The following is a 12,063-nucleotide window of genomic DNA, read 5'->3' as shown; positions in this document are numbered from 1 at the left end:
TAAACTATTTCGCAACGCCTTTATGTCCGATATTCTACATTACCCTCTTACTGATTTCGTTACCTCTTGTGAGGTGCGTATTCCCGCTCTTAGGGTGTATTATCAAGTGTTTGGAAAAGCCTTAGGCACAGCTCCGGTAGTGGTAGTAAATCACGCTTTTACAGGCAATTCACAAGTTACGGGTGAAAACGGCTGGTGGAAAGAAGCCATCGGTGAAGGAAAATTGATAGATACCCTCAAATACACGGTAGTAGCTTTTAATATCCCTGGCAATGGTTTTGGAGCACGCGAAGAAGATATGATTCCTAACTATGAACATTGGGCGGGTATAGATATAGCGCGTATTTTCAACAAAGGACTCACCGAGCATTTAGGACTTAAAGAAGTATTTGCCCTTGTAGGGTGCTCGTTAGGTGGCGGTATTGCTTGGGAAATGGCTGCCCTCGCTCCTACCCTTTTCAAAGAATTGGTAATCGTAGCTGCCGATTGGAAAGCAACCGACTGGATTATAGGCAACTGCCTCTTACAAGAGCAGATACTCAAAAACTCTACACACCCCTTGCACGATGCACGTCTCCACGCGATGTTGTGTTACCGTACGCCTCAATCGTTGAAACTGAAGTTTGAGCGCACCACCAACATTCCGTTGCAGTTATACAATGTAGAAACGTGGCTTTTACACCACGGCGACAAGCTGCACAAGCGCTTCTCACTCTCCGCCTACAAACTGATGAACCAATTGGTAAAAACGATAGATATTTCAAAAGAACGCGGTAGTTTTGCCGAAGCAGTAGCGCCTATCACCGCACACATTACCATCGTAAGCACCGATTCTGATTTGTATTTCGTTCCTCAAGAGAACCGCGATACCGTAACCGAACTCCGTGAAATGGGCAAACCTGTAGATTATTACGAAATCCACTCTGTACACGGTCACGATGCTTTCCTGATAGAACACAAACAGTTAGAACAGTATTTAAAGAAAGTGTTTGTTAGGTAAGAGATAAGAAAAGCATCACTACACTTTGCCAAAGTTTTTCTGCCTGTGTGGCTCACTCCTTTGGCAAAGTTGAAAATTAATTATGAATTGTTAATTGTCAATTGTCAATTATTATGAAGATATTAAAATTTGGTGGAAAATCACTTGCCAATGACGGTATTGAAAAGGTGATTGATATTATCATTACTTCACATAAAGAACCTCTATCGGTAGTAGTTTCAGCGCGAGGCAACACTACCGATGAATTAGAGGCTTTGCTCGAAAAAGCAAGTAAAGGCGAAGATTATACTGCCGACTTTCAACAACTGAAAGACGAACAGCAGTATAACTCTCGTGTATCGTTTGAGCCCGAATTTCAGTTGCTCGAAAAACTCCTCGAAGGCGTTTCGCTACTGAAAGACTACAGCCCTAAGACCAAAGATTTGGTATTGGCACAAGGCGAACTGATGTCGGCTAAGCTTGTGGTAGCACTACTTCAGCACAAAGGCTTGGAAAGTACTTTTGTGGATAGCCGTGAAATCTTCAAAACTGATGCTGTGGTAGGCAATGCGCAAATCATCAACTCAATATCCGAAAAACTCACCCGCGACCGCTTTGCAACCATTCCTCCTAATTGTGTGGCAGTGGTTACGGGCTTTATCGCTTCCACCGAAAAAGGCGACACTACTACCTTAGGGCGCAATGGCAGTAACTACTCAGCAGCGCTTTTGGCTAACTACCTCAACGCTTCCGAACTGCAAAACTACACCCACGTCGACGGTATCTTCACTGCCAATCCTGAGTTAGTACCCGAAGCCAAAATTATACGTCATCTTTCTTACGAAGAAGCCAATGAGTTGGCTAACTTTGGAGCTTCTATACTCCACGCTAAAACCATTATCCCACTCATTGAAAAAGGCATTCCGTTGCGTATCAAAAACACTTTCAACAGTGAGGACGCCGGCACACTCATTCACCAAGAAAGCGTGCAAGAGGGCATCAAATCGATTTCGGTAATTAAAGACAATGCCCTTATCGTGATGGAAGGTCGCGGACTCTTGGGCAAGGTGGGTGTAGATGCGCGTATTTTTAAAGCGCTCGCACAAAAAGGTATCAGTGTGAGTATCATCTCGCAAGGGTCATCGGAGCGCGGGGTAGGCTTGGTAGTAGCTTCTAAAGATGCTAAACTTGCCAAAGCTGCTATAGACGAAGAATTCTCACACGATTTCTACACCAATGATGTAAGCAGTGTGAGCATCGTAGAAGATGTAGCTGTAATTTCTATCGTAGGACAACCACTTGCTACTTTCCACCACCCTTATAACGCACTGATACGCAACCAAATCGTTCCTTTGCTCATCAACAATGCCGTAACGGGCAAAAACGTGAGTTTGGTACTCAAAACCAAAAAACTCCACAAGGCATTGAACGTAATTCACGGTGAAATCTTTGGGGTTTCACGCCGTATCAACTTGGTAATCTTTGGTAAAGGTACCGTAGGGGCTACCCTCATCGACCAAGTGATTGCCGCACACGACAATATACTCCACCGCAAGAATATCAGTTTGCGTATCGTTGCTATCGCCAATTCACAACAGCTACTCACCAATGCAAAAGGAATTGGCAGTCATTGGCGCTCTGCCTTCGGTAAAGAAGCCGTTCCTTATAGCTTCGACACCCTGCAAGCCTTTGTAGATAAACATCACTTAGAGAACCTCATCGCCGTAGATGTAACCGCCAGCAAAACCTTTGTAGACAACTATATTCCACTTATCAAGAGCGGTTACGACCTAGTTTCAGCTAATAAAATAGCGAATACTATTTCGTTTGACTTCTACCAAGAGCTACGTAAAACCCTCAAACAACACCAAAAAACTTATCTCTACGAAACCAATGTAGGGGCAGGCTTACCACTGATAGACACTATTCGCCTTTTGCATCATTCGGGCGAGAACATCACCCGTATCAAGGGGATATTCTCAGGAACGCTCAGCTATCTGTTCAACACCTTTTCAGCAGAAAACAAGCCGTTTAGCGAGGTGCTCCAGCACGCTATCAACAGTGGTTATACCGAACCCGATCCTCGTGAAGATCTTTGTGGTAATGATGTAGGGCGCAAACTGCTCATCTTAGCCCGCGAACTCGATTTAGGTAATGAGTTCAGCGATGTGAAGATACAAAACCTTATCCCCGAACATTTGAGAGAAGGCTCTGTGGAAGACTTTTTGCAACGTTTAGACGAGTTCAATGTGCCTTATCAGCAAATCAAAGAAGCACAAGCCCCCGACCACGTACTGCGTTATGTAGGTGACCTTCACGGCGACTTAGCTTCTACCGAAACGGTACAGTTAGACGTATCGCTAGTATCGGTTCCGCGCAACAGTGCCCTGGGTCAGGTAAAAGGAGCTGACTCTATATTTGAAATTTACACCGAATCTTACGGCGATAACCCTATCGTAATACAAGGAGCAGGTGCAGGCGCTTCGGTAACCGCACGCGGGGTATTTGGCGATATTTTAAGATTAGCAGAAAAAAGTAGGTTTTAGGGGTTAGCACTATGAATCAAGAAGAAAATCCTTTGTTAAAAATGTCGTTGCAGGAATTGTGGCAACTGTTCCCTATCAATCTTACGCAGCACAACCCATTGTGGAAAGAATGGTATGAGGAAGAACGCAGTTTCCTTTTAAAAAAATTGCCCTCTAACGAAATAATACGGCTAAGCCATATAGGCAGTACTGCTGTGGAAGGGATACAAGCCAAACCTATTGTTGATATATTATTAGAAGTGAAGAAAGACAGTTCATTTCAGAAGATAAAAGAAGTCATTTTACAATCAGGTTATCTATGTATGAATGAAACAAACGATAGGATTTCTTTTAATAAAGGCTATACTATTAATGGTTTTGCAGAACGTGTATTTCATCTGCACTTGCGTTATGAAGGCAATAATGACGAACTATATTTTCGCGATGAACTGCAAGCACACCCATCGGTAGCCAAAGACTATGAAACGCTTAAATTATCACTTTGGAAACCTTTTGAGCACGACCGAGATGCTTATACCGCTCACAAAACAGACTTTGTGAAACAATATACACTGATAGCAAAAGAAGAATTTAAAGGAAAATATGAAAATAACAGACCATATTAAGAATGCCAAAGGAAAAACGCTCTTCTCCTTTGAAGTAGTACCTCCTAAAAAGGGAAATAATATTGAAGAACTATACCGAAACATAGACCCCCTAATGGAGTTCAATCCTCCGTTTATAGATGTAACTACCTCACGCGAGGAGTATTATTACATTGAACACCCTAATGGGTTATTGGAAAAGAAAGTAACCCGTATGCGCCCTGGTACGGTGGGTATTTGTGCAGCTATTCAGCATAAATACAAGGTGGACACAGTGCCTCACGTGCTTTGTGGTGGTTTTTCAAAAGAAGAAACTGAGTACCTTTTGGTAGATTGCCTCTACTTGGGTATTGACAACGTAATGGCTTTGCGCGGTGATGCGATGAAAGAACAACGCTACTTTCAGCCTACTGAGGGTGGACATACCTACGCTACCGAGTTGGTCACTCAAATCAGCAATTTGAACAAGGGGATTTACCTCAACGGCATTGCTGCCGACCATAAGGCTAATTTCTGTATAGGGGTAGCAGGTTACCCTGAAAAACATATTGAAGCCCCCTCGCTCACCTCGGACTTGGCACGCCTTAAAGAAAAGGTAGATGCCGGTGCCGACTATGTGGTAACACAAATGTTTTTTGACAATCAGAAGTATTTTGAGTTTGTAGAGAAAGCCAAAGAAGCAGGCATCAATGTACCTATCATACCAGGGATTAAACCTATTGCTATTAAAAAGCACCTCAACCTACTGTCACAAGCCTTTAAAATAGATTTCCCCGAAGAGCTCATCAAAGCAGTGGAATCCTGCAAGAACAACAACGAGGTAAAACAAGTAGGTATAGAGTGGGCTATTCAGCAGAGCAAAGAGCTCAAAGCCACTGGGGTACCTGTTTTGCACTACTATTCAATGGGAAAATCGGATAATATAGTGAAAGTAATATCAGAAGTATTCTAACAATTGACAATTGATAATTAACAATTGTCAATTGATTTATTGATTTGTTCAATGTAATGGGTAAGTTCTTCTTTGCCGGTTTTGTTTTCGGCTGAAGTGATAAAGTAAGGTGGAAATTCTTCCCAATTTTCGAGGAGTACTTGTTGATAAGCAGCTATATTGCGCTCAATAGCTAAAGGTTTGAGTTTATCGGCTTTGGTAAAGACAATAGCAAACGGAATCCCGTGTTCACCTAACCATTGCATAAACTCTACATCTATCTTCTGAGGTTCGTGGCGCACATCTACTAATACAAATGCACATACCAATTGTTGTCGTTCCTCAAAATATTTAGTAATAAATTGCTGAAATACCTTTTTAGTTTCTTTAGATACTCTTGCATAACCATAACCAGGGAGATCTACTAAAAACCAACTATTGTCTATTTTGAAGTGATTGATGAGTTGGGTTTTTCCTGGACGACCCGAAGTTTTAGCCAAATTCTTGTGATTAGTAAGCATATTGATGAGCGACGATTTCCCTACGTTGGAACGCCCTATAAAAGCATACTCAGGTAAGTTTTCCTTGGGGCACTTACTCACCTGAGAGTTACTCATCACAAATTCAGCTTTTTTTATCATCTTACCTCCTTATTTTCAAGCCACTTATTTAAAATCTCGTTGAACTGTTGAGGGTGCTCCATCATTGGGGCGTGACCACATTTGTCTATCCAATGCAGTTCGGAATTAGGCAATAGTTCGTGGAATTCTTCAGCGACTTTAGGAGGGGTTACATTGTCATTCTTACCCCAGATGAGGCAAGTAGGGGTCTCCATTTTAGGCAAATCTTTTGCCATATTGTTGCGGATAGCACTTTTGGCAAGTGCCAAAGTTTTGATAAGTTTAGAGCGGTCAGAGATATTAGCAAATACCTCATCTACAATTTCTTTAGTAGCTACGGCAGGGTCGTAGAACACTTCTTCGCATTTCTTTTTGATGAAATCATAATCACCACGACGTGGATAGCCATCGCTCATTGCTTTCTCGTACAATCCAGAACTACCTGTAAGCACTAATCCGAGTACGTTTTTAGGGTGCATTTTAGCATAGAGCAAACCTACGTGTCCACCAAGCGAATTGCCAAGCAGGATTACTTTTTCAAACTTCTTGTGTTTGATAAATTTCTGTATATATTTAGCCAATGTTTTCACTGAAGTTGTGAGCAAAGGCATAGAGAAGAGAGGCAGTTCGGGGACTACCACTTTATATTTGCGGGAAAAAAAAGAAACTACTTCTTCAAAGTTACTAAGCCCCCCCATTAATCCGTGTAAGATAATGATAGGAGTGCCCTCACCTTTTTCGATGTATGAAAATTTACCTTCTTTTTTTACTTCTACTGTCATCGGTTTTTATCAAAAAGTTTTTTTGAGCTACAAAGGTAATATTTTTATTTCTATTTACGTGCAGGAAAGTGAAAATATTTTTTACTCTCTCTTCTTATTATTAACGCAAATAGTTATTTATTAAGCAAATACAATAAAATATCACATCGTACAACAATGTTTTTTCCAATGTGAAAAATAAGAAATAGTTACAAATTAGCAAATTAACCAAAGGTTATTGTAACTTATGTATGAGTTCTTGTAAATGAGTATTTCTTCTGAAAGAATATTCTTTGCTACTACAATTGAGGTATTTTATAATATCAGCGGTTTTCTGGAGGGTAGCTTTATCATCGAAAAAAACAATAGTTCTGAGATGATTTCTAAGGTATCTTCACTATTTTTATAGGCTAAAAGTATTGTTTCAGTAGGAGTATTGATGAAATAAGTAAGTGTGTGTGGAGTATATTTTTCGGCTAAGTAGTCCAAATATTTGAGTTGCTCTTCTTTTGCGGGCTTTTTGCTTAATAGTGCGGTGAGCTCTTCAAAGAAAAGGTCTATTTGCCGTTTGAGGTAATCTTTCTCTATCATAGGATTTAGGTGTTAGTTTTTAGTCTTTAACTTTTAAAAAGGAGACGTTAATAACTACTAATTTTATGTTGTATTATTATGGTGCGAGCTACAAGCTCGCACCAGCGGAGAGAACATTCATAAATAATCGACAATTCAACTTTGCCAAAATTTGAAACTTTGGCAAAGTATGCGACTCTTTCACATTGCTACCCTTCATAAATAAAAAAATTAGTATATTGGCTAATTATCACGGTGCTAATCGCTCTAATTTCCAATCGTAGTCTTCAGTAAGGGTGTAACGCAGACGGTCGTGTAGACGATTAGGGCGTCCTTGCCAAAATTCAAGGCTTTGTGGTCGGACTAAGAAACCTCCCCAATGCTCAGGACGAGGTACTTCTTTGCCTTCGTATTGTTTTTCTAATGCGTGCAGGTGCTCTTCGAGGTATTCTCTTGAAGGGATTACTTCGCTTTGTGGCGATACTATTGCCCCTAACTGACTACCCAAAGGGCGTGACTCAAAATAACCGTCGGAGGTATTGGCAGGGACTTTTTCAGCAATACCTTTGATGATGATTTGCCTTTCGAGAGAAGGCCAGAAGAAAGATAAACACAAGTGAGGATTGGCGAGAATGGCTTTTCCTTTTTCGCTGTTGTAATTGGTGTAGAAAATAAAGCCTTCGTAAGTGTACTGTTTAAGGAGTACTACGCGGGTCTTTGGGTAACCATCGAGCCCTATGGTACTTACTGACATTGCATTGGCTTCGTCTACACTGTTGCTCTCATCGGCTTCGTAGAACCAAGTTTGAAAGAGCTGCATAGGATTCTCAGGAGCATCGCTTTCTAAAAGAGCACGCTTGTTGTACGTTTTTCGGTAGTTGCTTAAATCCATTTGTTTAGGTAAAAGATAAAAAGTAAAAGGTAAAAAATTGGTGATACAAAGATAAAAAATAATTAACAAACTTGAAAATTAGAATGGGCACGAGCTACAAGCTCGCGCCAGCTGAACTACAAGCTCGCGCCAGCTGAGGAAAATAGGAAATGAGGATAGTTAGTCAGTTGTTTTTTTATAACGTTTGGCTTTAAGGTCTTTAGTCGTTACACATATATCATAGCCCATTTCTTTTAGTCCTTTAATTAGTTCAAAGTCACAAGTCCATATCTTGTGTCCTTTTTCAAAATGAAGAGCTATAAAAGGATAGTCATCAGGATCGACAAACTTAGCTATTTCTTCTGCTTTATCTAAATATTGTTGGGGAATATCATCTACTTTAAAAAAAGTAATGTTCTGAATAAATTCTTCCAAAAGAATACTCGCTTGCTTTTTAGAAAGATTATTATTCTTCATAATTTTAGGCAAGTGTTCTTCTATTTCTTCTAAAAGGTAATCAGGAGCTATAAACTGAATGTTTTTCTTTTTATCTTTTAAAATATTAGCAATTACTCCATTGGGTTTATAAAAACAACTATAGATAATATTAGTATCTGAAATAACTATCATATTGCTTGTTTCTCTTTCTTTTTAGCGAGATCTTCTCTCCAACGTCTGGCTATATTTCTATTTGACTCTTTACTCATAGCCATTATTTCTTCGCGGTATTTGATAGGTATACCGTATTCATCTTCTTCTAAATCATCGTTGTAAGAGATAATTTCGTCAACCTCTTTGCTCATAGAAACTTTTGTAAAGTCAAGTTTCTTGGCATATTCTACAAAAGCTAAAGCTTGAGGATTGTTGTCCGTAATGGTAATTATGTAGGGCATAATCTTCTTTTTTTGGCAAAAGTAAAAAATAATTAACAAATTAGCAAATTTGAAAAATTACTGAATGGAAGAAAACAGGAGTTAAAGACATACATCTTTAACTCCTGTTTTCTATTTTCCTAATTTCTATTTATTAATAGAAAGCACTTAGGTTTTCTTTAATGGTGGCAGTGCTTTCTAATGATTTGAGAATACCTTGAGCAGCACGGTCGGTGCGGAGTTTCTCAACAGTTTCAGCATAGGTTTTGTAGTTGCCCAATGCAGGAGCTACAGTAGCTGAGGTAAGTTGGATTACGTATACCGCATTTTCGCCGTCGATAGGTTTAGAAAGCTGACCTTGTTTGAGTCCGAAGGCTGCACCTACTACTTTAGGTTCACGTCCTTCGCCTATGATAGTTGGGTTTTTCATTATGAGGTTGGCAGCGCTTTTCACTTCGGTTTTGTTAGCTGAAGCGATAGCTTCGAGGCTATTGCCTTTGGCTTTCTCTTTTAAGATAGCGGCTTTTTTCTCGCGAATGAGAATTGGTTTTACCATAGGAGTAGCCTCTTGTACTGAGCTAATACCTTCTTCGCCTTGTTTTACCAATTGGGCTACAATATAGTTACCACCACTGGTGAATTTCTTGATATCACCTATTTTAGTGTCCTTTTGGAACAACCATTGTACGATAGAACGGTTAGAGCCCAATCCTATAATTTGGTCGTCGTTCTTATGTAGGTTATCGGCACGGAGCACTGAAAGTTCACTCTTTTTAGCGATATTAGCAAACTCTTTGGGATTTTGAGCTGCCTTCATTTCGAAGTTAGTTACCTTAGAGAAAAGAGAGTTGATAGTCGCTTCGGAAGGGTCTACTTTACGGCTGATAGTAGCGATGTTCACTGCTTCGGCTTTATCAGTTACTTTTACTACGTGGAAACCAAAATCGGTTTCTACTAACCCAATAGTACCTACAGCATTGTTGAAAGCAAATTCTTCAAAAGGTTTTACCATAGCGCCTTTGGAGAAGAACCCGAGGTCGCCTGCACTGTAAACAGCTCCTGGTTCTTCGGAATTTTCACGAGCGAGTTGCGCAAAATCAGCACCTGCTGCTTTGGCTTGAGCTAAAAGCTCTTCGGCTTTTGCCTTAGCTTCTTCCTTAGTACGGGTAGTATTAGGCGTAGCTGCCTGACTGCCGGCGTAGGCTATAAGAATATGGCTTGCTTTCACAGCACCGCCTGGTTGTTTGGCAATCATACGGCTGAGTTTGAGACTTCCGTCTTCTTCATAAGGACCGAACACTTTGCCTACCGGAAGGTTAAAAAGAGTATCGGCGTAAGAAGAACGAAGATTGTCTTTATTTACAAAAGTGCTATCGTAAGGCACATCGGAATGACGGTCTACGAAATCTTTGATGTTTTTTGTTTTAGCAAAGCCTGCAATAGTATCGTTTTTATTGGTTTTGCTGTTAAACACTACTTCGGGTTGCAAGAGCTTGAGTAGGCTTTCTTTTTCGGTTTCAATATCGGTTTGCGATGGTTTTTCGCTCACTACTATATATTGGATATTGCGATAAGCCTCTTGTTTAAATTGTTTTTCGTGTTTCTTGATATAATCTTGTATCTCGCTATCGGTTACCTTTACGCTTTTATCATCGATAGAGCTGTATTGCAACGCTACATAGCTGATATCGGCGAGGTCTTTTTCCTGATGGTATTCCATTTCGGCTTCGGTATTGGTAACGCCGAGACCTGCGCGGATAAGGCTGAAATACATTCGCTGTTTAGCATCTTCGATAATAGCATCTTCTTGCATTTTCCACTGAGCATAGGCTTGTGGATTGGTGTTTTTGAGGGTAGCCAAATAGTTGGTGAATTTATTTGCGTCGAACACTCCGTACTCATTCACAAACTGAGGGTTTTGAGCGAGCGGTGTTTTAGCAAGAATTGCTAAAATCTGGTCTTTTTCTACACTGAGACCTAATTTTTCGATTTGTTGGTTGAGTAGGATTTGTTGGACGTTTTGTTCCCAGACGTATTTAGCGGCTTCGATGCTAGATACTTGTCCGTTAGCTTGACGGGTAGCATTTTCGACTTGCTGACGGAATGCATCGATAGGTACCTCTTCGCCATTTACGCTACCTATTTCGTTGGGCGTATGGTTGCTAAAGCGCCCTTTACCTATGAAGTCGGAGATAATGAAAGCGAAGAGGGCGAGCCCAATAATCGCAATAAGGAATACGGTTTTACTTCTAATCTTTTCGAGTACTGCCATTGTTTATAAATCGTTTATAAAAGTATAAATTGTGAATCAGGTTGGATTAAGGAATGTTTAAATGTTTCATTAAAAGCCCCCGTTCCCCGAAGGGGGACAAGCTACAAAGTACAACTCTCAATAAAACAATATGCCATTTTTTAACCCTTGATTCATATATAAAATTGTTTGGTGTTATTAATCAAACGGCAAAAGTAATGCTTTTTGTGGAAATGCAAAAATAATTCTGAAAATTATTTAAGTAAAAGGTAAAAGGTAAAAGGTAAAAGGCTGTTGATTAAATGGTTAGTGGTTAGTGGTTAATTGATAAATTAGAAAATTTGGGAATTAGAAAATTAGAAAATGAGGTGCGAGTTACAAGATTGAACCAAAGGAGATTAACTTTGCCAAAGGTGCGAGCCGCACAGGCAGTCGTAGCAAGACAGGCTTTTAACTTTGCTAAAGTTTCAAACTTTGGCAAAGTGTATACCCCTAAAAATGAGACATCTGAGCTTTCGGAAGGGAGCGAAAAAGTTCGGAAGTAGGTCGGGAGGGATTTTGGTGAAAAAAGGGTGTAAGGAGGGTGGGGTTAGCTTATAGAGAGCTTATAGGAAGCTTATACGAATCTTGGACGATTGGTATAGGAAGGGTGTATAAGTAGTTGACTCATAGTATAATACAGCGATGCGAAAAATGGCAAAAAGAGGATTTCGAGGCGAAAGAAAGAGGAAGAGGCAATAGTCCTTAGTCCATAGGCACTAGGAGATAACATCCCCCTTTACACATACTCCGCTCTCGCGGGGCACATACCCAGCTATTGCTGGCTACCTCAATGAGGGGGAATGTGGCGAGTCATTTATTCGGTAAGCCCCCGAACCCCCAAAGAGGGACAAGCTGGAAAAAGTGACAAACCTCACCCTTCTCACATACTCCGCTCTCGCGGGGCACATACGCAGCTATTGCTGGCTACCTCAGAGAGGGAAAAGGTAGTGACGGAAAAGGGAAGAAATGACGAGGGAGGAATGACGAAGGTTATGTGAGAGCAGAGCGTGACTGGTAATTTAATTAGCCTATTTGA

At 40.5% G+C, this 12,063-nt stretch carries 11 protein-coding genes and 1 pseudogene; 5 read left to right on the top strand and 7 right to left on the bottom strand.

What is annotated here, in order from left to right; genetic code table 11:
* Positions 1-22 precede the first annotated feature (22 nt).
* The 4 genes from C3V44_RS10620 (at position 23) to metF (ending at position 5,061) form a co-directional block, all read left to right on the top strand.
* Positions 23-1,000, top strand: coding sequence for an alpha/beta fold hydrolase (locus C3V44_RS10620; RefSeq protein WP_106096438.1), 978 nt, complete (start codon positions 23-25; stop codon positions 998-1,000).
* A 113-nt stretch (positions 1,001-1,113) separates the two neighbouring features.
* Positions 1,114-3,525 carry a bifunctional aspartate kinase/homoserine dehydrogenase I gene (gene thrA, locus C3V44_RS10615; RefSeq protein ID WP_106096437.1) on the top strand — a complete coding sequence of 804 codons (2,412 nt, stop codon included), beginning with the start codon at positions 1,114-1,116 and terminating at the stop codon, positions 3,523-3,525.
* Positions 3,526-3,536: 11 nt separating this feature from the next.
* A complete protein-coding gene (locus C3V44_RS10610; protein WP_106096436.1) occupies positions 3,537-4,130 on the top strand; it encodes a GrpB family protein in 594 nt (197 codons plus the stop codon).
* Complete coding sequence (gene metF, locus C3V44_RS10605; protein ID WP_009422041.1) at positions 4,108-5,061, top strand: methylenetetrahydrofolate reductase [NAD(P)H]; 954 nt, start codon at positions 4,108-4,110, stop codon at positions 5,059-5,061. Before C3V44_RS10610 ends, metF begins: the two co-directional genes overlap by 23 nt.
* 17 nt (positions 5,062-5,078) lie before the next feature.
* On the opposite strand, the gene yihA is transcribed toward metF, so the two are convergent.
* The 7 genes and pseudogenes from yihA to C3V44_RS10570 form a co-directional block, all read right to left on the bottom strand.
* A complete protein-coding gene (gene yihA / locus C3V44_RS10600; protein ID WP_106096435.1) occupies positions 5,079-5,681 on the bottom strand; it encodes a ribosome biogenesis GTP-binding protein YihA/YsxC in 603 nt (200 codons plus the stop codon).
* On the bottom strand, positions 5,678-6,442 hold the full coding sequence (locus tag C3V44_RS10595; protein WP_106096434.1) for an alpha/beta fold hydrolase: 765 nt from the start codon (positions 6,440-6,442) through the stop codon (positions 5,678-5,680). Before C3V44_RS10595 ends, yihA begins: the two co-directional genes overlap by 4 nt.
* A gap of 214 nt (positions 6,443-6,656) precedes the next feature.
* Positions 6,657-7,012: pseudogene (locus C3V44_RS10590) on the bottom strand (hypothetical protein).
* Positions 7,013-7,241: 229 nt separating this feature from the next.
* Positions 7,242-7,883 (bottom strand): pyridoxamine 5'-phosphate oxidase, encoded by a 642-nt coding sequence (gene pdxH, locus C3V44_RS10585; RefSeq protein ID WP_002673663.1) that lies wholly within the window; start codon positions 7,881-7,883, stop codon positions 7,242-7,244.
* A 159-nt stretch (positions 7,884-8,042) separates the two neighbouring features.
* Positions 8,043-8,492 carry a PIN domain-containing protein gene (locus tag C3V44_RS10580; RefSeq protein ID WP_009422040.1) on the bottom strand — a complete coding sequence of 150 codons (450 nt, stop codon included), beginning with the start codon at positions 8,490-8,492 and terminating at the stop codon, positions 8,043-8,045.
* Positions 8,489-8,755 (bottom strand): hypothetical protein, encoded by a 267-nt coding sequence (locus tag C3V44_RS10575; RefSeq protein WP_009417540.1) that lies wholly within the window; start codon positions 8,753-8,755, stop codon positions 8,489-8,491. Before C3V44_RS10575 ends, C3V44_RS10580 begins: the two co-directional genes overlap by 4 nt.
* Before the next feature lie 133 nt (positions 8,756-8,888).
* Positions 8,889-11,006: a peptidylprolyl isomerase gene (locus C3V44_RS10570; RefSeq protein WP_106096433.1), complete on the bottom strand. Its 2,118-nt coding sequence runs from the start codon at positions 11,004-11,006 to the stop codon at positions 8,889-8,891.
* Positions 11,007-11,827: 821 nt separating this feature from the next.
* On the opposite strand from C3V44_RS10570, the gene C3V44_RS12600 reads away from it, so the two are divergent.
* Positions 11,828-12,025, top strand: a complete 198-nt coding sequence (locus C3V44_RS12600) for a phosphinothricin acetyltransferase (RefSeq protein ID WP_106096432.1) — start codon at positions 11,828-11,830, stop codon at positions 12,023-12,025.
* The last annotated feature ends 38 nt before the right edge of the window (positions 12,026-12,063 follow it).

Source organism: Capnocytophaga sp. oral taxon 864 (genome assembly GCF_002998835.1).
Lineage (GTDB): Bacteria > Bacteroidota > Bacteroidia > Flavobacteriales > Flavobacteriaceae > Capnocytophaga > Capnocytophaga ochracea.
Note: the sequence above shows the minus strand (reverse complement) of the source record. Positions and strands in the feature narration are given on the sequence as shown.